Raw genomic sequence first — 19,746 nt, forward strand, 5'->3', positions numbered from 1 at the left:
GGAGGCGTGGTGGGCAAACTGACCTACGATTCGACGTTGACCGTCGACTTCGACGACCGCATCCTCGCGCATCTGCAACTCGTGATCGGCGCCAAGCTCCGCCGTGGCGAGTCCTTCTACTTCAGCTGGCGCGACGACCCCGCGGTCGGGAACGGGCGATCGACGCTCTGGATCCACCCGACCATCCCGCTGTACTTCAAGTACGCGGGCGGGCGCCAGCCGTCGGTCAATCGCGCCTGGATCGACCTGTTGATGAGCTCGGCGAACTCGCCGAGCGGGCTGCATCTGATGCCCGAACCTGAAGACACCAGCACGGGCGGGGAGCGGGAGCCATGAAGCGCATCGCGATCATCTACGGGGGTCGGGAGTTCTCGATCGGCCAGCACGACTTCGACCGGATGAAGTCGGAGGTCGAGGCGGCGCACCGCGACGGTCGCTCGGTCTGGGTGCGCGTGAACTACGGCGAGGGGCGTCCGCAGCCGGCCGACCTGCTCGTCGGCCCGGGCATCCCGATCGCGCTGCTGCCCATTCCCGACGAGCCGCCGACATCCGAAGACCGAGCGGATGACGCCGTGGCACCCGGTCTCGAGGAGGAGCCCGGGTCGGAGATCCACTCCGCACTCGACCCCGACTACCCGTCGAGCTAGACCTCGTCGGTCCAGTCGTATCCCACGCCCGGGTCCGCGTCGGGCAGGCCGCGATTGGTCTGCGGATGCATGGGCGCGAGCTCCGCCGTGAGTCGGCGCAGGCGCTCCACGAGCTGCTCGTCGCGGATCTCGTGGTCGCCGGCCACGTCGACCCGCTCGGTCACGATCTGGCTCGCTGGACCGACGAGGAAGTTCACCACGCCGAGGCGCCCGTCTTCCGGATGCCGCACCGGGATCTCGATGGAGTCCGTGCTGCCCCGCCGGCCGAGGGCCGCGGCGTACGTCACGAGGGCATCGGCGATGTCCGTGCCCGTGAGGAAGTGGTCTCCGGCGTAGTAGATGCGGTCCATACTCCACGAGTAGCCGGTCGATCGGGCCGCAGGCAAACCCTTGACTCGGCCGCGAAGAGAAGTGCAGTGGTGGTGGGAAGCCCCCGTCGCGCGTCGGCATGCCGGCCGACGCTAGGCTTCCGGTCATGACGGATCGACTGCGCTGGGGCATCCTGGCCACTGGCGGCATCGCCCGCCTCTTCACGAACGACCTCAGGCTCAACGGCTTCACGGTGCAGGCGGTGGGCTCGCGGTCGCGCGAGGGCGCCGAGGCGTTCGCCGAGCAGTTCGGCATCCCGACGGCGCACGACAGCTACGAGGCGCTCGTGGCCGACCCCGAGGTCGACGTGATCTACGTCTCGACCCCCCACCCCATGCATGCGGCGAACGCCAGGCTCGCGCTCGAGGCAGGCAAGCACGTGCTGGTGGAGAAGCCGTTCACCGTCAACGCCCGCGAGGCGCAGGAACTCGCCGACCTCGCGGCGGAACGCGGCCTGCTCCTCCTCGAGGCCATGTGGACGAGGTACCTCCCGCACATGGTCCGGATCCGCGAGATCATCGCCGACGGCACCCTCGGCGAGCTGCGGTCCCTCATCGCCGACCACACGCAGCGGCTCCCCGACGACCCCGAGCACCGCATCAACGCGCTCGAGCTCGGCGGGGGAGCCCTGCTCGACCTCGGCATCTACCCGATCTCGTTCGCGTGGGACCTGTTCGGCGCGCCGCTCACGATCCAGACGACGGCGACGTTCAAGTCCACCGGTGCCGACGCGCAGATCGCCACGATCTTCGGGTACGACGGCGACCGCATCGCGACGACGCTCTCGGCGAGCCACACGCTCGGCCCGAACACGGCGTCGGTGCTCGGCACCGACGCGCGCATCGAGATCGACCGCGTCTGGTACACCCCGACGACGTTCCGGGTGGTCGCGCCCGACGGCTCCGTGCTCGAGGAGTTCAGCTCCGAGGTCGTCGGTCGCGGCATGCACTTCCAGGCCGAGGCGGTCGAGCGACTCGTCGCCGAGGGCAACCTCACGGGCGACGTGCTCCCGATCGACGAGACCGTCGCGATCATGCGCACGCTCGACGCGATCCGCGAGGAGATCGGGCTCCGCTACCCGGGGGAATGATTCAGTCGGCGGATGCCGCGGCCGCGCCGGTCGCCGGCCGGAACCGCAGCCACGTCCGCAGGAGTTCGACGAGCAGCCCCCGGTCGCCCGGTTCCAGCGCTTGCGCCCACTGCTGTTCCCGCGAGTTCGTCGCCGCGACGAGGTCGGCGACGAGGCGTTCGCCCCGATCGGTCAGCCCGACGATCTGGCGGCGACCGTCGTCGGGGTCGACGTCGCGCGTGATGAGTCCGGCTCGGTCGAGGGTGCTGAGCATGGACGCCATCGAGGCCGTCGACACGCTCGACAGCCGGGCGAGCTCGTTCGGCACGATCCGGCCGGCCGACCTGATCGCGAAGAGCACGCGGTAGGCGGCCAGACTCACGCCGGCCGGGCGGTGGACGGTGACCTCGAGGTCCTTCATGACGCGGTTCGCCACGCGGATGAGGTCGAAGACGACCGTCATGGCCTCGACGTCGAGGTCGGGGTACAACTCCGCGGCGGCCGAGGTGGCGAGCCGTTCGAACTCCTCGGGCCCGATGCGATCGGCGGGTCGCCGTTCGGTCATGCGTCGGCCGCGGCCCGTTCGGGCCTCAGGGCCACGCCGAACACGCGCACCTCGGCGAGGTGCCGGCCGTCCTGCGTGCGCACGCTCACGTCGACGATGTTGTTGCGACCGTAGGCGACGACCTCGCGACCGGTCGCGATGAGCCGGTCGTCGCGGCCGCCCGGGGCGATGAAGGTGATCTCCGCCTGGCGCGACACTGAGGGCTTCCCGAGCGACTCGCACACGAACGCGAAGCAGGTGTCGCCGAGGAGGAAGAGGTACCCGCCGTGCAGGATGCCGTGTCCGTTGAGCATCCAACCGCTGATCTCGAGGGCCATCGTGACGTTTCCCGGAACGGCATCGACGACGGTGATGCCGAGCGTCTTCGACGACTCGTCGTCGGCGAGCCGTGCGCGGATCCGATCCATCGCGTCGGCGGCGCCGATCTCGGCCTCGATCGCGTCCATGCCACGCCTCCATCGGGTTTCGACGACTGTTCCGCACAGTCTGACAGATTGCTAGAAGTCTAGCGAATCGGTGGCGATCATGCGGGATCCTCAGGAACCGCTCCGGCACGTCTCGTAGAATTCCCGGAATGACCGACCAGCCGGCGCTCCCTGAGCGCGCCGAAGGGGCCGCAGGCACGCCTCCGACGCCGAGCGACCCCGAGCGAGGTGCCGGCACACCGCCGAAGCGGGGGCTCGGAGCATCCGTCGCCGCTTTCGCACGCCGCCACCGACTCGCGGTCGCGGCCACCGGCGGCGCCCTCGCCGTCGCGTTGCTCGGCACCGGCGCGCTCGCCGCGGGCGCGGCCGTCAACGCTCCGCCCGACAGCCTCGCCGCACCGACTGCGACCCCCACTCCCACCGCCGAGCCCGGCAGGCCGGCGCCCGCCGCAGCAGTCGCACCGAGCCGCATCCGCACCTGCTCGGTCGCCGATCGCGCCGCCGACGCGCGGCTCGCGAACTTCCAGGCCCAGGTCATGAACGCCGCCACCGGCGAGGTGCTCTACGACCGCGGCGGCACCACGCCCTCGCGCACCGCGAGCGTCATGAAGGTGCTCACGTCGGCGGCCGCGCTGTCGGTGCTCGGACCCGAGTACCGAACGGCGACCACAGTGGTGAAGGGCGCGGAACCCGGCTCGGTCGTGCTCGTCGGCGGCGGCGACGTCACCCTGAGCCGCACGCCGCGCGGCACCGAGACGGTCTACCCCGGCGCCGCGCACCTCGACGAGCTCGCCGCGCAGGTGCGTGCGGCGTGGGCGGCCGACCCGACGAATCCGCCGCTCACGAAGCTCGTGCTCGACGCGAGCTTCTTCGCCGGCGACGAGTGGCAGCCGAGCTGGGATCTCGTCGAGCGCGAGTACGGCTACATGTCGAACATCACGGCGCTCCAGGTCGACGGCGACCGCGACGACCCCGGCGACGAGACGTCTCGGCGCAGCCCCGATCCGATCGGGCGCGCCGGCGACGCGTTCGCCGCGGAGCTCGGCGGCATCTCGGTCGTCGAGCGGGGCACCGCGCCCGCCGGGGCGCAGCAGCTCGGTCAGGTGTCCTCGCCGACCGTCGCGCAACTCGTCGACAAGGCGCTCGTCGTCTCCGACAACTCGGTCGCCGAGATGCTCGCACGGCTCGTCGCCATCAAGACCGGGGCCGGCAACACGTTCGGCGCGATCAACCAGGGCGTGCTGCAGGGCCTCGCGGCCTACGGCGTCGACACGGCGGGCATCAGCGTCGTCGACGGCTCGGGCCTGAGCGATGACAACGCCGTGCCGCCGTCGTACCTCACCCGCCTGTTCGTGAAGATCAACGCCCGCGAGGGTCACCTCGGCGTGATCATGGACGGCCTGCCCGTGTCGGGACAGCGCGGGTCGCTCTCGTACAGCGATCGCTTCGCCGGCGACAACGCCGTCGCCGACGGAGCGGTCTCGGCGAAGACCGGCTGGATCGAGACCGGCTACACGCTCTCGGGCGTCATCCGGTCCCAGGACGGCGCGACCCTCACGTTCGCGATCTACGCGCTCGGCGACGTCTCCGACGACACGAAGCAGGCCATCGACACCCTCACCACCGGGTTCTTCCTCTGCGGCGACAACCTCTCCAACCAGTGACCGGGTTCGCCCGGGCTGGAAGAATGGGAGCACGACGGCACGCGACCGCGTGACCGCTCGTGAACGACGAGCGAAGGAGCACCATGACCCGGGCGCTGTTCATCATCGACGTGCAGAACGACTTCACCGAGGGAGGCGCGCTCGGCGTCGAGGGGGGAGCGGCCGTGGCCGCCGGGGTGACCGAGTACCTGGGCCGCCATCGCGACGACTACAGCGTGGTCGTGGCATCCCGTGACTGGCACTCGAGCGAGAACGACAACGGCGGGCACTTCGCGGTCGGCGATGCGCAGCCCGACTTCGTGAACTCGTGGCCGCCACACTGCGTCGAGGGCACCGAGGGCGCGGAGTACCACCCCGCGCTCGACACGAGCCTCGTCGACGTGCACGTGCGCAAGGGGCAGGGCGTGCCCGCCTACTCGATCTTCGAGGGCACGGATGACGCGGGGGCCACGGTGAGCGAACTGCTCACCTCGCGCGGCATCACCGACGTCGACGTCGTCGGCATCGCCACCGACTACTGCGTGCGGGCCAGCGTGCTCGACGCGCTCGAGCACGGACAGCACGTGCGCGTGCTCACCGACCTCGTCGCCGGGGTCGCGCCCGAGTCGTCCGAGGCGGCGCTCGCCGAGGTCGGGCACGCCGGTGCGGTCATCACCGAGTCGGGCGCGCGCACGGAGCGCGACGCGTGATCCGCGCCGCGGCATCCTCGGCCCCCACGCTCCACGCGGAGTCGCCCGACGGCACGCTCATCGCCTACCGGGTCCATGACGAGGGCCACGCGGATGCCACGCTGCCGCCCGTGCTGCTCGTGCACGGGTTCGCCTCGAACGCGGCGGTCACCTGGGACGGCACCGGGTGGGTGCGAGCGCTGCTCGATGCCCATCGCACGGTCATCACGGTCGACCTCCGGGGCCACGGCGAGAGCGACAAGCCGACCGATGCCGACGCGTACACGCCCGAGCGCCAGGGTGCCGACCTGGTGGCGGTGCTCGACTCCGCCGGGGTGGCGCAGGCCGACGTGGTCGGCTACTCCATGGGCAACCGGGTCGTCTCGGGGCTGACGGAGCTCGCCCCCGAGCGCGCCCGTCGCGTCGTGATCGGCGGGGCCGGACCCCGCGAGTGGTTCGCGACCTGGGACCTCGACGAGGCCCGCGGGGTGCTCCTGCGCGACGAGCCCTCGAGCAGCCCGCACCTCGAGCAGGTGCTGCGGCCGGCGATCGCCGCCGGGGCCGACCGCGAGGCGATGATGGCCTGCGTCGAGGGCGTGCGCGGCGCACCGCTGGCCATTCCGGGCAGCATCCCGACGCTCTTCGTCGTGGGGGAGCAGGATCCCGTGCCGGTCGGCGTGCAGGAGCTCGCGCTCGAGTGGGACAGCGACCTCGTCACCATCCCCGGCCGCGACCACGTGTCGACGCTCACGTCGCGCGCGTTCAAGGACGCGGCGATCGCCTTCCTGTCCGCGCCGGCTGCCGCCCCCGACGAGGACTGACGGGGCCGGGCGGCGCAGCTGGGCTGGGCGTCAGGCCGCCAGCGCCCGGGCGCGCACCGCGGTGGGCGGCTCGCCGAACTCGGCACGGAATGCGCGGCTGAAGTGCGCGGCATCCGTGAACCCCCACCGTATGGCGACCTGGCTGACGGGTCGGTGCGCCGAGAGCGGGTCGCCGAGCTCGCGCCGGCAACGGTCGAGACGGCGGGAGCGGATCCAGCTCGAGACGGTGAGCCCGTCCTCGTGGAAGATCGCGTGCAGGTGGCGCGTCGAGATGAAGTGCGCGGCCGCGATGGTCGACGGGCTGAGCTCGGGCGACGAGAGGTGGTCGTCGATGTACGACTGCACGCGCCGGAGCATGGGACGGTGCGGCTTGTCGGCATCGCGGGTGACGTCGAGCTCCTGGGCGTACATGGTCGTCACGAGGTCGACGGCGTTGCGTGCGAGCCGGCCGCCGACGGGCCCCTCCAGCTGGTCGAGCTCCTCGGCGAGGTCGCCGAGGAAGCGCGCGACGACGCGTCCGAGGCCGTGCTGTCCGGGCACCGTCGTCGCGGTCATGCCGCACAGCGCATCGGTCGGCAGCTCGATGAGCCGGTGCGGCACCATGAGCACCACGGTGCTGAAGCGCTCCTCGAACACGAGCGAGTACGGCGAGTTCGTGTCGTAGATGGTGAGATCCCCGGGCCGCAGCACGGCCTCGCGGTTGCCCTGGATCAGCAGCCCGGTGCCCGAGAGCTGGAGCCCGAGCTTGAAGAACCGGCTCTCCTTGCGCGCCACCAGCTCGGGCGTGCGCTGGATCTCATGCGGGTCGGCCGTGACGACCGAGAGGTGGACCTCGTCGGTGCCCGACACGCGGATGTCGCCGCGGAACGGGTCGGTGCGGTCGGATTGCACGCGCAACGGCACGAACGACTGCGACACGAGCGTGCTGAACTGCGCGAAGTCGAGCGGAAGCGCGGACGTGTCGATCTCGGGGGCGGACCTTCGGAGGACCTGGGGCACGGGTCACCTCGTCTCTCACTGGGCGCGACGGCACCGTCGCCGTCGCACGTGACGGAAACTCTACGCTTGTTGCGGCAAGAATGACAGCGGAGTCCTGCAGTCGCGGTCAACTGACGTACGCTCTCGGACAACCCGCGAATCGGCCGTTCCACGAGCATGGGCCGAATCGGGCGATGCCACCGAGGCTCGCCCCCGTCGAGACAAAGGGAACCCCTGCCATGACCTCAGCGCCGACGACGTCGCCCGCAACCGGTGAGCTCAGTCACCGCCGATTGGGCGTGCCATCCGTCACCCTCATGATCATCGCGGCCTCCGCGCCCCTCACCGTCGTCGCCGGCGGCGTCACCACGACCTTCGCCGTGACCGGTGTCATCGGCGTGCCCGTCGGATTCATCGTGCTGGCCGCCGCGCTCGCCGTGTTCGCGGTGGGCTACGCCGCGATGAGCCGCTACGTCACCAACGCCGGCGCGTTCTACGCCTACATCGCGCAGGGCATCGGCCGGCCGTTCGGCGTCGGCGCCTCGCTCGTCGCCCTGGTCGCGTACAACGCCATGCAGGTCGGCATCTACGGGCTCTTCGGATTCCAGCTGTCGATGTTCCTCGAGGCGAAGTTCGGCCTCGTCACCCCGTGGTGGGTGTGGATCCTCGCCTGCATCGTGGTCGTCGGGATCCTCGGCGTGAACCGCGTCGACCTCTCGGCGAAGGTGCTCGGCACCCTCGTGGCCCTCGAGTTCCTCGCGGTCATCGTGTTCGACGTGGTCTCGTTCGTCGCGGCGCCCGAGGGCGTGAGCACGGCGGGCATCGATCCGGCGAACTTCTTCGTGCCGGGCATCGGTGCGGTGCTGTCCTTCGGGATCGCCGCGTTCATGGGCTTCGAGTCCGCCGCGATCTATGGCGAGGAGTCGAAGGACCCGAAGCGCACCGTCGCCCGCGCCACCTACGCGGCCGTCGCCATCATCGGCGTCTTCTACGCCTTCAGCGCGTGGGCGTTCACCGTCGGCGTCGGACCCTCGCAGATCGTCGAGGCGTCGCAGACGTACGGCCCCGACCTCATGTTCGTGTTCATGAACGAGCACGCGCCGGTCATCATCAGCGACCTCATGCAGGTGCTGTTCCTCACGAGCCTGTTCGCGGCCCTGCAGTCGTTCCACAACGCCGTGGCGCGGTACCTGTTCTCCCTCGGTCGCGAAGGCGTGCTGCACCGCGGGCTCGGATCGGTGCGCACCGTGTCGCGGGCACCGTGGGCCGGCTCGGTGACGCAGAGCGTCATCGCGGTCGTCGTGACCATCGGCTTCGTCATCGCGGGCGAGGGCATGGGCCTGAAGAACGACTTCGCCCCGGTCGAGTTCCTCTACCCGGTGCTCACGATGTTCACGTGGCTCACGAACACCGGTGCGATGGGGCTCGTGCTGCTCATGTGCATCATCGCGATCGCGGTGATCGGGTTCTTCCGCCGCGACCGCCGGGGCCTCAGCGCCTGGCCGACGCTCATCGCCCCCGCCATCTCGGCCGTGGTGCTGTTCGCCGTCTTCGTGCTCATCGTGCTGAACTTCAACGTGCTGCTCGGCCAGGCCGAGACGACCGCGGTGACGTTCGTGCTGCCGGCGCTGCTCATCGTGCCGGGCATCCTCGGCGTGGTCTGGGGCTTCGCGATCCGCAAGCGCGATCCCGAGCTGTACGAGCGCATCGGGCACGGCATCGAGGAGGCCGAGGCGGCCGCCGTCGAGGTCGAGCCGCAGCGCCGCGGCATCTGACCGCGGTCACGCCGTTCAGCCGAGCGCCGGCAGCAGTGCCGGCAACGCCATGGCGGCGAGCATGACGGTCGTGCTCGCCGCCTCGGCGGCGTGGAGCCGGTGACCGCGTCCTCGGCGGAAATGGCTCAGGGCGAGCCATCCGCCGAACAGGGTCATCGCGACGACCGCCGCGACGAACGTGACACCGCCTGCGGCGGAATGGTGGTGGCCGGATGCGCCCGCGCCCGCGCCCGCGGCTCCCGTGAACGCCCACGCGCCCACGATGAAGGCCAGGGCGCGGTGCAGTTCGCGCGAGAGCGACCCGTGTTCCTCGCGGACACCGTGGCCGGCGCCGGCGCCGGCGCGGAACCGGCGGAGCCGGGCGCCGAGGGCCAGGCCGGCCACGAGCAGGAGCACGGTCCAGACGAGGGCGGGGAGGAACCCGATGAACGCCATGTCGACCATGGCCACGAGCATGACGGCCGCGGCCGCGAGCTCGGTGGCGCGCCCGCCGCGCAGGCCGGCGGCGGCGCAGGCGGTTCCCGCGAGCGCGCCGACGAGCATCGTGCCGTGCGCGAGTTCGCCCATGTCCAGACTTCCGTGTCGTGAGATCACGGGTTATATTACTCAACACCTGTAGAGAAAAACGAGGAGTTCAGCATGACGACGTTGTCTGCCCAGGATGAGACGCACGCGCACGTCCCCGATGCCGCAGCCGGGGTATCCGCCTCACCCGCGGGCGCCGACCCGCTGCGCGGGCTCACGGCCGGCGAGATCGTCGCGGCCCGCGAGGTCCTCGCCGAGGCCGGGCACGTGACCGAGACCACCCGATTCGTCTACGTCGGCGTCGACGAGCCCGCGAAGGCCGACGTGCTCGCGGGCATCGAGCTGCCCCGCATCGTGCGCGCGATCCTGCTCGACCAGGGCAGCAGCACCTCGCACGACGTGCGCGTCTCGCTCACCACGCGCGAGGTCGTGCGCGCCGACGAGATCGACGGCTCCAACGGGCAGGCGCCCATCCTCGACCAGGAGTTCGAGGCGATCTACGACATGCTCGGCCGCGAGGAGTCGTGGCACGCGGCCCTCGCCGAGCGCGGCATCACCCACGAGCAGGTGGCGCTCGCACCCCTGTCGGCCGGCAACTACGGCTTCGACGACGAACGCGGCCGCCGCGTCATCCGGGTGCTCGCCTTCATGCAGCAGTTCGAGCAGGACCACTGCTGGGCGCACCCCGTCGACGGCCTGTGCGCGTACGTCGACATGATCGAGGGCCGCATGTTCAAGCTCGTCGATGAGCAGGTCTTCGACATCCCCGCCGAGGGCGGCAACTTCGACGACCCCGAGGTGCAGGGCGCCGCGCTCGACACCCTGAAGCCGATCACGATCACCCAGCCCGAGGGCCCGAGCTTCACCGTCGAGGGCGACGAGGTGTCGTGGGCGAACTGGCGTTTCGCGATCGCGTTCGACGCGCGCGAGGGACTCGTGCTGCGCCGCATCCGCTACGTCGACGCCGACCAGGGCGGCGACGAGCGCGACATCATCTACCGCGCCTCGATCGCCGAGATGGTCGTGCCCTACGGCGACCCGTCACCGGCGCGCTTCTGGCAGAACTACTTCGACACGGGGGAGTACGTCTACGGCCGCTACGCCAACTCCCTCGTGCTCGGCTGCGACTGCCTCGGCGAGATCCGCTACTTCGACGCGACTCTCGCTGACGAGCTCGGCAACCCGCGCGTCATCCCGAACGCGATCTGCATGCACGAGGAGGACTACGGCACCCTCTGGAAGCACACCGACATCTACACGGGTTCCAACGAGGTGCGACGTCAGCGCCGGCTCGTGATCAGCTTCTTCACGACCGTCGGCAACTACGACTACGGCTTCTACTGGTACCTCTACCTCGACGGCACCATCGAGTGCGAGGCGAAGCTCACGGGCGTGCTGTTCACGTCGGCCTACAACCCGTCGGCGGGGGACTATGCGAGCGAGGTCGCGCCGGGCCTCGGCGCGCCGTACCACCAGCACCTGTTCAGTGCCCGCCTCGACATGATGGTCGACGGCGTCGCCAACGCGGTCGACGAGGTCGACGCGGTGCGCCTGCCGATGGGCGAGGGCAACGAGTACGGCAACGCGTTCACGAAGCGGCGCACGCGCCTGCGCACGGAGTCGGAGGGCGCGCGCGACGCCGACCTGAACGTGGGCCGCGCCTGGCACATCGTGAACACCGAGAAGCAGAACCGGCTGGGCCAGCCCGTGGCCTACGAGCTCCTCGCGCAGGGCACGCCGACGCTCATGGCCGACCCCGAGTCGGTCATCGCCAAGCGTGCCGGCTTCACGCGCAAGCACCTGTGGGTCACCCGCTACGACCAGGCCGAACGGTACCCGGCCGGCGACCTCGTGAACCAGAACCCCGGCGGTGACGGGCTGCCGCGCTACACCGCGGCCGACCGCTCGATCGACGGCGAGGACATCGTGCTCTGGCACACCTTCGGCCCGACGCATTTCCCGCGCGTCGAGGACTGGCCCGTCATGCCCGTCGACTACGCGAAGTTCACGCTGAAGCCGTACGGCTTCTTCGGGCGCAACCCCACGCTCAACGTTCCGTCGTCGGAGTCGCTCGGCATGGCCTGCCACACGGATGCCTCGGGGCACGGCGGCGGCTGCACGTGCGCGCCGGGCGCCTGCCACTGCTCGGGGCACGGCCGCTGACCCCGGTGTTTCCGTTCCCGCGCGACGTTGCCCGCAGAAGGGGAACCTCGCGCGGGAACGGAAACATCACGCGTTCCTTGGGCCTCAGCGCAGCAGCGCGAAGTAGTCGTCGAGCATGGCCATCAGCCGCTCGGGCGACGCGCCCTCGGGCGAGAGCACCGCGACGACCTGCACGCCGTTCAGCATGGCCATGAGCTGGTCGGCGGCCCGTGCGACGTCGACGTCGGCGCGGATCTCGCCGAGCCGCTTCGCGTCGTCGAGGTGGGCCGTGAACTCCGTGTGCCAGCTCTGCATGGTTCGCTCGTGGAGGGCTCGAAGCTCGGGCTCGTTGGCCGCATATTCCCAGAACGGAATGACGATGCGCGCCTCGAGCACGCGCTCCTCGTCGAGCGGGAAGATCTGCAGCATGAGCTCGCGAAGCGCGGGCAGTCCCTCGAGGTCGGCCCGCACGGCCGCGAAGCGCTCGTTCGTCGCGGTGAAGACGTGCTCGAAGGTCGCCCCGATGAGCTCCTCCTTGTTGCGGAAGTACGGGAACAGGCCGCCGTTCGCCACGCCGGAGGCCTTGGCGATCTCGCGCATGGTGGTCGCGCGGAAGCCCTTCGCGGCGATGAGCCGCCAGGTCGCATGCACGATCGAGAGGCGACGCTCGTCATGGTCGACGATCTTCGGCATGGGCTCCTCGGCGGCAGGTGGTCGGATCGCCCTCAACGATACGCGGCGCCGCGGTCAGAGGCCGAGCCGACGGAAAGCGCGCTTCACGCCGCCGGGCAGTCGCCGTCCGTACACGCGTCGCCGGAGGTGACCGGTCAGGCGCGCTTTCGCGAGCGGCCCGAGGCTGCTCCGGCGGATCTCGGCGATGCCCGACTTCCGCAGCGCGAGCAGCTGCGTCTCGTCGTGCGGCCAGCGCTTCGAGAGGCTGCCCGTCGTGTAGTACTTCTCGCAGAGCAGCTCGGGCACGCGCACGAACTCGCCGATGAGCGAAAGCCCGAGGAGCCAGGTCCAGTCGGCCGAGTACTCGCCCTGCTCGTTCGGATGGATGCCCCCGACCTCCCGGTAGCCCGAGGCGCGGAAGAGGCCGCGGTTCGGCACCCACCAGTTGACGGGGCGTCGCACCATCACGCGGCCCCGCGCGACGGGCGACCGCAGCCCCTCGAGCTCGTCGAACACGTGCAGGCGACCGGGTCCGTCGACCTCGTGCACGTTCATGTCGCTGAACGCGAGCACGGCGCGCTCGTTCCCGAGCAGTGCCTGCGCGAGGCGCTCGACGTAGATGGGAGCGACGACATCGTCATGGAACGCGAAGAACATGAGCTCGCCGCGGGCGCGCGCCATCAGGTCGTTCGAGTTGCGCAGCCATCCGAGGTTCGCCTCGCGCTCGACGATGCGCACGTTCGGGTGGCGCTCCGCGAAGCGGCGCACGACCTCGAGGGTGTCGTCGGTCGAGCGGTCGTCGCCGATGAGGATCTCGAGGTTCGGCCAGGTCTGCGCCGCGAGGCTGTCGAGCGTGCGCCGGATGAATCGCGAGCCGTTGTACGTCGGCACGAGCGCCGTCACCAGTGGGGTCGCATCGTGGGGCTGCGGCGTCATCCTCGTCCCGTCGTCTTTGCTCATCCGGCGAGCTCGTCCGCGATCGTGCGGGCGAGCCACGGCGCCGTCGAGTACTTGCCGGTGTCGATGGAGAGGTACCCGCCCCGTCGCGCCACGCCGAAGCGATCGCGGCGGTGCAGACCCGAACCGGGGTCGTCGAGTGCCCCCGCACCACGCGCGAAGACGAATCCGCCGTGCACGATCGTGGACTCCGCGTCGTCGAACACCTGCGCGGTCCATGGCATGACGCGCTGCAGCGCCGCTCGCACGCGCTCGACGAAGGCGTCGGCGTCGGAGCCGCCGGGAAGCGGCGGCGCTTCGAGTTCGAGCGCGGCGCTCTCGGCGCGAAGCCCGACGGGATACCACGACAGGTAGAAGTCGCGGCCGTCGTAGTTCTTCACGTCGCCGAACGGCCCGGTCGCGACGATCGCGCTCGGCAGGTCGAGCTCCCGTCGGGTGCGCACGAACACGCAGAACCGGTAGCGATGGGTCCACGGCGGTTCCGGCGTGAGGCCGGCGGTGACGTCCACGGGGAGTCGCCCGCCCCACAGCGCGTTCAGCACGAGGTCGAACTCCTCCGCGTACCCGCCGGCGGTGCGCACGCGCCACCGTCCGTCGATCGCGTCCACGGGTTCGGCGGCGGTCACCCGCATGCCCATCCGGAGTTCGATGCCCGGCTCGGATGCCGCGGCCCCGGCCAGTCGGTCGGCGAACCACCGGGTATCGACCGATCGCTCCGGCACCCGGAAGCCGGCGACGATGTCGTGCCCGGCGAGGGCGCGCAGCTCCTCGGCCGTGAGCTCGATGGCGTGCGCGTCGGAGACATCCACGAGGTACCGGCGCGCGTCCGGATGCTCGCGGATCAGCGTGCTGATCGCCGCGAACCGTTCGCGCAGCGTGCCGGGCGCGGCCACCGAGTCGCGGTGGATCAGGTAGAGGTCGTCGGTCGTCGTCGTGTGCCCGTCGAGGCCGCCGCCGATCAGGTCCCGAGCCAGCTCGCCGAATCGCAGGCTGCCGGGGAGGATGTGCTGCGCCGTCGCGAGGGTCGGGTCGGCGCCGTAGAGGTAGCCGAGGTGGATCTTGCCCTCGTTCCAGCGACTCGTCGCCGCCATCGGCGCTGCCTCCTGGTCGATGAGGGTCACCTCGAACCCGCGGCGCGCGAGCTCGATCGCCAGGGCGCTGCCCATGATGCCCGCTCCGAGGACGGCGACGCGGCCCGCGCTCATGACGTGATCGCACCGAGTGGAACGAGCGAACCCCGCTCGCGGTCGAGGCCGTCGAGTCCGAGGACTCGCGCGCTTCCGTGGAGGAGCGGGGTTCGTTCGGTCGGCATGGCAGCACTGTAGTCTGCCGCCGGTGCCCGGGAGGCACGATGCGCGCCTCCCGAGCGGGGGTCAGAGCTGGTGGCCGAGCTTGTACTCGCCCTGCTTCCACTCGGGCATGGAGTCCTCGCCCTCGCCGGCGCGCGTGTACGAGAATCCGTCGGCACCGATGGTGACGGCCATCTCGCTGGCGTCGGTGCGGGCGACGACCTCCTTCGGGTTGCCGTCGAGGTCGAGCACGAGCGAGGCCTCGGTGTACCACGAGGGCACGACCGGGTTGCCCCACCAGTCGCGGCGCTGGTTGTCGTGCACGTCCCAGGTGACCACGGGGTTGTCGGGGTCGCCCGTGTAGTAGTCCTGCGTGTAGATCTCGACGCGGTGCCCGTCGGGGTCGCGCAGGTACAGGTAGAACGCGTTCGAGACGCCGTGGCGGCCGGGGCCGCGTTCGATGCGGTCGCTCTGGCGCAGCGCGCCGAGCTTGTCGCAGATGGCGAGGATGTTGTGCTTCTCGTGCGTCGAGAACGCGACGTGGTGCATGCGGGGTCCGTCGCCACCGGTCATCGCGGTGTCGTGCACGGTGGGCTTGCGGCGCATCCACGCGGCGTACACGGTGCCCTCGTCGTCCTGGATGTCCTCGGTGACGCGGAAGCCGAGGTCCTGCATGAACTTCGTCGCGCGGGGCACGTCGGGCGTGACCTGGTTGAAGTGGTCGAGCCGCACGAGCGCGCCCGGCGTGTAGAGGTCGTAGCGCCAGGCGAGGCGCTCGACGTGCTCGACGTCGTGGAAGAACTCGTAGGGGAAGCCCAGCGGGTCCTCGACGCGCACCGACTCGCCGATGCCCTTCGTGAAGCCCTCGGCGCGGCGCTCGACGCGGCATCCGAGCTCCTCGTAGAAGGCGACGGCCTTGTCGAGGTCTTCAGGCGTGCGCACGCGGTACGAGAACGCGGCGACCGCCGCGACCGGGCCCTTGCGCAGCACGAGGTTGTGGTGGATGAACTCCTCGAGCGAGCGGAGGTAGACGGTGTTCTCGTCCTCCTCGGTCACGGTGAGCCCGAGCACGTCGACGTAGAACGCGCGCGAGCGGGCGAGGTCGGTGACGACGAGCTCCATGTACGCACAGCGCAGGATGTCGGGCGCCGGCGCCGAGGGCGTCGGGATCGGGTTGTCGGTGTGGATGGGGGCCTCCTGCGAAACGTAGAAGCCCGAGGAGGTGAGGGTCTTGTCTTCCTTGGCGGTCATGTGAGCGTCCTTGCCTGGTGGTGGTGGTCGGTGAATCGGATGTCTCGGGCCGGTCCCTGAGCCTGTCGAAGGGCTCAGCGGGGGTCCGGGTCGTCGAGGTCGGTCTCGTCGTGGTGCTCCTGCTTGCCGAACGTCGGGTTGTGCACGGCACCGAGGGTGATGTGCACGGCCTGCTGGTCGGTGTAGAAGTCGATCGAGCGGTAGCCGCCCTCGTGGCCGAGGCCCGAGGCCTTGACGCCGCCGAAGGGCGTGCGCAGGTCGCGGACGTTGTTCGAGTTCAGCCACACCATGCCCGCCTCGACGGCCTGCGAGAAGTTGTGCGCGCGCTTGAGGTCGTTGGTCCAGATGTAGGCGGCGAGGCCGTACTTCACGCCGTTGGCGAGCTCGAGCGCCTCCTCGTCGGAGTCGAAGGGCGTGATCGCGACGACCGGGCCGAAGATCTCCTCCTGGAAGATGCGGGCGTCCTTCGGGACGTCCGCGAACACCGTCGGCGCCACGTAGTTGCCCGTGGGGAAGCCATCGGGGCGACCGCCGCCGGCGACGAGGCGGCCCTCGGTCTTGCCGATCTCGACGTAGCTCATGACCTTCTCGTAGTGCTCGGGGTGCACGAGCGCGCCGACCTCGGTCTCGGGGTCGTGCGGGTCGCCCACGATGACGCGCTTCGCCTGCGCGGCGTACTTCTCGACGAACTCGTCGTATATCGCACGCTCGACGAGGATGCGGCTGCCGGCCGTGCAGCGCTCGCCGTTCAGCGAGAACACGCCGAAGATGGTGGCATCCACGGCCGCGTCGAGGTCGGCGTCGGCGAAGACCACGGCGGGGCTCTTGCCGCCGAGCTCCATCGAGAGGCCCTTGAGGAACGGCGCGGCGTTGCCGAAGATGATCTGCCCGGTGCGGCTCTCGCCCGTGAACGAGATGAGCGGGACATCCGGATGCTTCACCAGCGCGTCGCCCGCCTCCTCGCCGAGGCCGTTGACGAGGTTGAAGACGCCCTTGGGCAGCCCGGCCTCCTCGAAGATCCCGGCCCACAGCGACGCCGAGAGCGGCGTGAACTCGGCCGGCTTCAGTACCACGGTGTTGCCGGTGGCGAGTGCGGGGCCGAGCTTCCACGACTCGAGCATGAACGGCGTGTTCCACGGCGTGATGAGGCCGGCGACGCCGATCGGCTTGCGGTTCACGTAGTTGATCTGGCGACCGGGCACCTTGTAGGTGTCGTCGGCCTGCGCGACGATCAGGTCGGCGAAGAACCGGAAGTTCTCCGCCGCGCGGCGCGCCTGGCCGAGCGCCTGGGTGATCGGCAGGCCCGAGTCGAACGACTCCAGCTCGGCGAGCTGCGCGTCGCGCGACTCGACGATGTCGGCGATGCGGTGCAGCACGCGCGAGCGCTCGCGCGGCAGCATCTTCGGCCACGGGCCCTCTCGGAACGCCCGCTTCGCGGCGGCGACCGCACGGTCGATGTCGGCCTTCTGGCCGGCCGCGGCCTGCACGTAGGTCTCGTTCGACACGGGGTCGAGCACGTCGAACGTCTCGCCGCCGATCGAGTCGACGAACTCGCCGTCGATGTAGTGGCGGATGCGGTCGGGGAGTCCTTCGGGGACGTGATGCGTCATGGTTTCCTCGTTCGGTGGGTCAGTCGGTGGTGGAGGCGAGCACCGGCTCGGCGGCCGGCGCGCCGGCCGGTGCCGGGGCGGGATGCTTGTGCTCGGCCGCGAAGGCCAGCACGGCGTCGAGGGTGGCGGTGCGGTGGGCACGCGCGGCGAGCTCGATCTCGAGCGGCTCGGCGCCCGACTCGATGAGCTCGACGATGCGCTCGTGCTCGGCGACCGACTCCGCGGCGCGTCCGGGCACGAAGCTGAACGACGTGTCGCGCAGGAGCTTCAGGCGGTTCCAGCCGCGGTGCACGAGGTCGAGGATGTGCGGGTTCGGGCACGCCTCGTAGAGCGCCGCGTGGAACTGGATGTTGAGCTCCGTGAAGCGGTGCGGATCGAAGTCGTCGAGGAGCCGGCGCATCCGCTCGTTGATCCGCCGCGCCTCCTGCAACTGCTCGGCGGTGAGGTACGGCGCCGACAGCGACGTCGCCGCGCCCTCGACGATCGAGAGCGTCTGCATGGTGTGCAGGTACTCGGTCTCCTTGATGAGCGCGACCTGCGCGCCCACGTTGCGCTCGAACGTGACGTACCCCTCGGCCTCGAGTCGGCGGATCGCCTCGCGCACGGGCACGACCGAGACGTCGAGCTCGCGTGCGATCTGGCCCAGCACGAGCCGGTACCCCGGCACGTAGCGGCCGTCGTCGATGCGGGCGCGCAGGTACTCGTAGGCCTGCTGCGACTTGCTCGTGGGCGTCATGAGGTGGCTCCCTGTGCCTTCGTCGGTCCCTGAGCCTGTCGAAGGGCCGCCTCGTAGCGGGCGCGCCACTCGGCGTTCATGGGGAACAGTCCGTCGACGGATGCCCCGGCGGCGACCTGCTCGGCCACCCACGCGTCCTCCCGGTCCTGCGTCTCGGCCTCGGCGAGCACCTCCTCGACGAGCGCGGGCGGGATCACGATCACGCCGTCGCCGTCGCCCACGATGACGTCGCCGGGCTGCACGGCGGCGCCGCCGCAGGCGATCGTCACGTCGGTCTCCCACGGCACGTGCCGGCGGCCCAGCACCGAGGGGTGCGCGCCCTGCGAGAAGACGGGGATCTCGAAGCCGCGCACGGCGTCGAAGTCGCGCACGCCGCCGTCGGTCACGATGCCCGCGGCGCCGCGCACCTGGGCACGCAGGGCGAGCACGTCGCCGACGGTGCCCGTGCCGCGCTCGCCACGAGCCTCGACCACGAGCACCTCGCCGGGCTCGACGGCGTCGAATGCGCGCTTCTGGGCGTTGAAGCCGCCGCCGTGCGAGGCGAAGAGGTCGGGCCGGAACGGGATGAAGCGGAGGGTCCTGGCGCGCCCGACGATGCGGTCGCCCTCGTGGTTCGCCGAGACCCCCTCGATGAAGATGTCGTGGTAGCCGCGCTTGCGGAGCGCGACCGAGAGCGTCGCGACGGCGACTCCCGCGAAGCGGGCGCGAAGCTCGTCGGTGAGCTCGAACACGTCGGTCCCTGAGCCGGTCGAAGGGGTCCCTGAGCCTGTCGAAGGGCTCGCTTCGACAGGCTCAGCGAGCGGAGCCAAGCCGGCCGCCTCCCGTGAGCCCCACGCCTCCTCGCGCTGCAGGTCGTCGACCGATGGCTTCGTGCCGAAGTCGCCGAACGGCGCGGTGCCCTCGGTGACGGTGGTGACGAGTCGGCCCGTCGACGGCGTGCCGGGGGCATCCGGGGCATCCACCTCGACCTCGACGACGTCGCCGGGCACGACGACCGACGATCCGGCGGGCGTGCCCGTGAGGATGACGTCGCCCGTCTCGAGGGTCATCAGCTGCGAGAGGTCCGCGATCAGCTGGCCGAAGGGGAAGAGCAGCGTGTCGCTCGTGTCGTCCTGCACGAGTGCGCCGTTCACCCAGGTGCGAACGCGGAGGCCGGCCGGGTCGACGGATGCCGCGGGGATCAGTGCGGGCCCGAGCGGGGTGAACCCGTCGCCGCCCTTCGAGCGCACGTTCGAGCCCTTGTCGGCGGCGCGCAGGTCGTAGAGTCCGAAGTCGTTCGCGGCGGTGACGGAGGCCACGTGCTTCCAGCCGTCGTCGGGGGAGACGCGGCGGGCCGGCTCGCCGATGACGAGCGCGATCTCGCCCTCGAAGGCGAGCAGTTCGGTGTCGGAGGGGCGTTCGAGCGTGCTGCCGGATGCCGCGACCGACGAGGCCGGCTTCAGGAAGTAGCTCGGCGCGGCGGGCGTACGGCCGCGCTGCTCGGCACGCGACCGGTAGTTGAGATGCACGGCGATGATCTTGCCGGGGGCGGCGATCTCGTCGGTGGTGGTCATGGACATCCTCGTCTCGTTGTATCTGAAATC

20 protein-coding genes are annotated in these 19,746 nt (G+C 70.6%); 8 read left to right on the plus strand and 12 right to left on the minus strand.

Features of this window, described 5'->3' with window-relative positions:
* The first annotated feature begins 9 nt into the window (after positions 1 to 9).
* Together ACVFI9_RS05885 and ACVFI9_RS05890 are read left to right on the plus strand one after the other, a co-directional pair.
* The gene (locus ACVFI9_RS05885) at positions 10 to 336 is read left to right on the plus strand and encodes a DUF7882 family protein (RefSeq protein ID WP_474765114.1); all 327 of its coding nucleotides are present in this window, start codon (positions 10 to 12) and stop codon (positions 334 to 336) included.
* Positions 333 to 647, plus strand: a complete 315-nt coding sequence (locus ACVFI9_RS05890; protein WP_474765115.1) for a hypothetical protein — start codon at positions 333 to 335, stop codon at positions 645 to 647. The genes ACVFI9_RS05885 and ACVFI9_RS05890 overlap by 4 nt, the downstream gene beginning before the upstream one ends.
* Here the strand turns inward: ACVFI9_RS05890 and ACVFI9_RS05895 are convergent.
* Positions 644 to 997: a hypothetical protein gene (locus ACVFI9_RS05895; RefSeq protein ID WP_474765116.1), complete on the minus strand. Its 354-nt coding sequence runs from the start codon at positions 995 to 997 to the stop codon at positions 644 to 646. The genes ACVFI9_RS05890 and ACVFI9_RS05895 overlap by 4 nt on opposite strands.
* A gap of 125 nt (positions 998 to 1,122) precedes the next feature.
* Here ACVFI9_RS05895 and ACVFI9_RS05900 point away from each other — a divergent pair, with 125 nt between their 5' ends.
* A complete protein-coding gene (locus ACVFI9_RS05900; protein ID WP_474765117.1) occupies positions 1,123 to 2,106 on the plus strand; it encodes a Gfo/Idh/MocA family protein in 984 nt (327 codons plus the stop codon).
* Position 2,107: 1 nt separating this feature from the next.
* Here ACVFI9_RS05900 and ACVFI9_RS05905 read toward each other — a convergent pair whose 3' ends face one another.
* Both ACVFI9_RS05905 and ACVFI9_RS05910 read right to left on the minus strand, forming a co-directional pair.
* A complete protein-coding gene (locus ACVFI9_RS05905) occupies positions 2,108 to 2,650 on the minus strand; it encodes a MarR family winged helix-turn-helix transcriptional regulator (RefSeq protein WP_474765118.1) in 543 nt (180 codons plus the stop codon).
* Positions 2,647 to 3,096: a hotdog fold thioesterase gene (locus ACVFI9_RS05910; RefSeq protein ID WP_474765119.1), complete on the minus strand. Its 450-nt coding sequence runs from the start codon at positions 3,094 to 3,096 to the stop codon at positions 2,647 to 2,649. The genes ACVFI9_RS05905 and ACVFI9_RS05910 overlap by 4 nt, the downstream gene beginning before the upstream one ends.
* A gap of 128 nt (positions 3,097 to 3,224) precedes the next feature.
* Between ACVFI9_RS05910 and ACVFI9_RS05915 the strand changes: the two genes are divergently transcribed.
* The 3 genes from ACVFI9_RS05915 to ACVFI9_RS05925 all read left to right on the plus strand — a co-directional run bounded on the left by ACVFI9_RS05915 (position 3,225) and on the right by ACVFI9_RS05925 (position 6,228).
* Complete coding sequence (locus ACVFI9_RS05915; RefSeq protein ID WP_474765120.1) at positions 3,225 to 4,739, plus strand: D-alanyl-D-alanine carboxypeptidase/D-alanyl-D-alanine-endopeptidase; 1,515 nt, start codon at positions 3,225 to 3,227, stop codon at positions 4,737 to 4,739.
* Positions 4,740 to 4,822: 83 nt separating this feature from the next.
* Complete coding sequence (locus ACVFI9_RS05920; protein WP_474765121.1) at positions 4,823 to 5,428, plus strand: isochorismatase family protein; 606 nt, start codon at positions 4,823 to 4,825, stop codon at positions 5,426 to 5,428.
* On the plus strand, positions 5,425 to 6,228 hold the full coding sequence (locus ACVFI9_RS05925) for an alpha/beta fold hydrolase (RefSeq protein WP_474765122.1): 804 nt from the start codon (positions 5,425 to 5,427) through the stop codon (positions 6,226 to 6,228). The genes ACVFI9_RS05920 and ACVFI9_RS05925 overlap by 4 nt, the downstream gene beginning before the upstream one ends.
* A 30-nt stretch (positions 6,229 to 6,258) precedes the next feature.
* On the opposite strand, the gene ACVFI9_RS05930 is transcribed toward ACVFI9_RS05925, so the two are convergent.
* A complete protein-coding gene (locus ACVFI9_RS05930; RefSeq protein ID WP_474765123.1) occupies positions 6,259 to 7,227 on the minus strand; it encodes an AraC-like ligand-binding domain-containing protein in 969 nt (322 codons plus the stop codon).
* Between the two features lie 218 nt (positions 7,228 to 7,445).
* Between ACVFI9_RS05930 and ACVFI9_RS05935 the strand changes: the two genes are divergently transcribed.
* A complete protein-coding gene (locus ACVFI9_RS05935) occupies positions 7,446 to 8,981 on the plus strand; it encodes an APC family permease (RefSeq protein ID WP_474765124.1) in 1,536 nt (511 codons plus the stop codon).
* Positions 8,982 to 8,996: 15 nt separating this feature from the next.
* Here the strand turns inward: ACVFI9_RS05935 and ACVFI9_RS05940 are convergent, their stop codons facing one another.
* On the minus strand, positions 8,997 to 9,548 hold the full coding sequence (locus ACVFI9_RS05940; RefSeq protein WP_474765125.1) for a hypothetical protein: 552 nt from the start codon (positions 9,546 to 9,548) through the stop codon (positions 8,997 to 8,999).
* A 72-nt stretch (positions 9,549 to 9,620) separates the two neighbouring features.
* On the opposite strand from ACVFI9_RS05940, the gene ACVFI9_RS05945 reads away from it, so the two are divergent.
* On the plus strand, positions 9,621 to 11,669 hold the full coding sequence (locus ACVFI9_RS05945) for a primary-amine oxidase (protein WP_474765126.1): 2,049 nt from the start codon (positions 9,621 to 9,623) through the stop codon (positions 11,667 to 11,669).
* A gap of 84 nt (positions 11,670 to 11,753) precedes the next feature.
* On the opposite strand, the gene ACVFI9_RS05950 is transcribed toward ACVFI9_RS05945, so the two are convergent.
* The 7 genes from ACVFI9_RS05950 to ACVFI9_RS05980 all read right to left on the minus strand — a co-directional run bounded on the left by ACVFI9_RS05950 (position 11,754) and on the right by ACVFI9_RS05980 (position 19,716).
* Positions 11,754 to 12,341 (minus strand): TetR/AcrR family transcriptional regulator, encoded by a 588-nt coding sequence (locus ACVFI9_RS05950; protein ID WP_474765127.1) that lies wholly within the window; start codon positions 12,339 to 12,341, stop codon positions 11,754 to 11,756.
* Between the two features lie 54 nt (positions 12,342 to 12,395).
* Positions 12,396 to 13,280, minus strand: a complete 885-nt coding sequence (locus ACVFI9_RS05955) for a glycosyltransferase family 2 protein (protein ID WP_474765128.1) — start codon at positions 13,278 to 13,280, stop codon at positions 12,396 to 12,398.
* Positions 13,277 to 14,482 carry an NAD(P)/FAD-dependent oxidoreductase gene (locus ACVFI9_RS05960; RefSeq protein WP_474765129.1) on the minus strand — a complete coding sequence of 402 codons (1,206 nt, stop codon included), beginning with the start codon at positions 14,480 to 14,482 and terminating at the stop codon, positions 13,277 to 13,279. Before ACVFI9_RS05960 ends, ACVFI9_RS05955 begins: the two co-directional genes overlap by 4 nt.
* 168 nt (positions 14,483 to 14,650) lie before the next feature.
* A complete protein-coding gene (hpaD, locus tag ACVFI9_RS05965; RefSeq protein WP_474765130.1) occupies positions 14,651 to 15,817 on the minus strand; it encodes a 3,4-dihydroxyphenylacetate 2,3-dioxygenase in 1,167 nt (388 codons plus the stop codon).
* 74 nt (positions 15,818 to 15,891) lie between these two features.
* Positions 15,892 to 17,427 carry a 5-carboxymethyl-2-hydroxymuconate semialdehyde dehydrogenase gene (hpaE, locus tag ACVFI9_RS05970; RefSeq protein WP_474765131.1) on the minus strand — a complete coding sequence of 512 codons (1,536 nt, stop codon included), beginning with the start codon at positions 17,425 to 17,427 and terminating at the stop codon, positions 15,892 to 15,894.
* Positions 17,428 to 17,446: 19 nt separating this feature from the next.
* On the minus strand, positions 17,447 to 18,163 hold the full coding sequence (locus ACVFI9_RS05975; protein WP_474765132.1) for a GntR family transcriptional regulator: 717 nt from the start codon (positions 18,161 to 18,163) through the stop codon (positions 17,447 to 17,449).
* Entirely contained in the window at positions 18,160 to 19,716 is a 1,557-nt protein-coding gene (locus ACVFI9_RS05980; protein ID WP_474765133.1) for a fumarylacetoacetate hydrolase family protein, read from the minus strand. Before ACVFI9_RS05980 ends, ACVFI9_RS05975 begins: the two co-directional genes overlap by 4 nt.
* Positions 19,717 to 19,746: the final 30 nt, after the last annotated feature.

It is taken from the genome of Agromyces sp. NSFZ (assembly GCF_056156205.1).

Excerpts from the sequence above, each read along its gene's own strand:
- ACVFI9_RS05900 (WP_474765117.1), top strand. The coding sequence starts at position 1,123 with ATGACGGATCGACTGCGCTGGGGCATCCTGGCCACTGGCGGCATCGCC.
- hpaD (WP_474765130.1), bottom strand. The coding sequence starts at position 15,817 with ATGACCGCCAAGGAAGACAAGACCCTCACCTCCTCGGGCTTCTACGTT.
- ACVFI9_RS05915 (WP_474765120.1), top strand. The coding sequence starts at position 3,225 with ATGACCGACCAGCCGGCGCTCCCTGAGCGCGCCGAAGGGGCCGCAGGC.
- ACVFI9_RS05935 (WP_474765124.1), top strand. The coding sequence starts at position 7,446 with ATGACCTCAGCGCCGACGACGTCGCCCGCAACCGGTGAGCTCAGTCAC.
- ACVFI9_RS05920 (WP_474765121.1), top strand. The coding sequence starts at position 4,823 with ATGACCCGGGCGCTGTTCATCATCGACGTGCAGAACGACTTCACCGAG.
- ACVFI9_RS05940 (WP_474765125.1), bottom strand. The coding sequence starts at position 9,548 with ATGGGCGAACTCGCGCACGGCACGATGCTCGTCGGCGCGCTCGCGGGA.
- ACVFI9_RS05905 (WP_474765118.1), bottom strand. The coding sequence starts at position 2,650 with ATGACCGAACGGCGACCCGCCGATCGCATCGGGCCCGAGGAGTTCGAA.
- ACVFI9_RS05945 (WP_474765126.1), top strand. The coding sequence starts at position 9,621 with ATGACGACGTTGTCTGCCCAGGATGAGACGCACGCGCACGTCCCCGAT.
- ACVFI9_RS05980 (WP_474765133.1), bottom strand. The coding sequence starts at position 19,716 with ATGACCACCACCGACGAGATCGCCGCCCCCGGCAAGATCATCGCCGTG.
- ACVFI9_RS05960 (WP_474765129.1), bottom strand. The coding sequence starts at position 14,482 with ATGAGCGCGGGCCGCGTCGCCGTCCTCGGAGCGGGCATCATGGGCAGC.
- ACVFI9_RS05890 (WP_474765115.1), top strand. The coding sequence starts at position 333 with ATGAAGCGCATCGCGATCATCTACGGGGGTCGGGAGTTCTCGATCGGC.
- ACVFI9_RS05910 (WP_474765119.1), bottom strand. The coding sequence starts at position 3,096 with ATGGACGCGATCGAGGCCGAGATCGGCGCCGCCGACGCGATGGATCGG.
- ACVFI9_RS05895 (WP_474765116.1), bottom strand. The coding sequence starts at position 997 with ATGGACCGCATCTACTACGCCGGAGACCACTTCCTCACGGGCACGGAC.
- ACVFI9_RS05950 (WP_474765127.1), bottom strand. The coding sequence starts at position 12,341 with ATGCCGAAGATCGTCGACCATGACGAGCGTCGCCTCTCGATCGTGCAT.
- hpaE (WP_474765131.1), bottom strand. The coding sequence starts at position 17,427 with ATGACGCATCACGTCCCCGAAGGACTCCCCGACCGCATCCGCCACTAC.
- ACVFI9_RS05955 (WP_474765128.1), bottom strand. The coding sequence starts at position 13,280 with ATGAGCAAAGACGACGGGACGAGGATGACGCCGCAGCCCCACGATGCG.
- ACVFI9_RS05975 (WP_474765132.1), bottom strand. The coding sequence starts at position 18,163 with ATGACGCCCACGAGCAAGTCGCAGCAGGCCTACGAGTACCTGCGCGCC.